The 381-nt window shown below is 20.3% G+C and carries 1 protein-coding gene; it reads right to left on the bottom strand.

What is annotated here, in order from left to right; translation table 11 throughout:
• Positions 1 to 4: 4 nt before the first annotated feature.
• Positions 5 to 277: a hypothetical protein gene (locus G3997_RS02740; protein ID WP_296647711.1), complete on the bottom strand. Its 273-nt coding sequence runs from the start codon at positions 275 to 277 to the stop codon at positions 5 to 7.
• Between the last annotated feature and the right edge of the window lie 104 nt (positions 278 to 381).

The following is a 381-nucleotide window of genomic DNA, read 5'->3' as shown; positions in this document are numbered from 1 at the left end:
TAATTTACATATGTTCTATCATAAATCTTATAATTTCTATAACCTCATATTCAATTAGACTAAACATCTTATATACAACATGACTTTTAGGAATATTTTCAAATTGTTCATCTATATAAGTTTTAACTATAATATCTTCTTTCGCATCATAAACTATGTTTAATGTTGGTGTATCAAAATCTTTTATGTTTATAGCAAATACTAAATTTCTATTTACATCATTATCTATACACTCTTCTATATATTCTATTTTTAATTTTCCATTTTCAAATAACATAGTATATCCTCCTAAAACTTTTTATTACTAAGTTTGTCCAAKGAAATTATTATTTATGTTTGTTTATTATATTGTTTTATCCTTAGTTTTTCTATCATAAAAAA

The sequence above is a fragment of the Romboutsia sp. 13368 genome, from assembly GCF_018336475.1.
Classification (GTDB): Bacteria; Bacillota; Clostridia; order Peptostreptococcales; family Peptostreptococcaceae; genus Romboutsia.
This window is presented reverse-complemented; position numbering and strand designations above follow the sequence as displayed.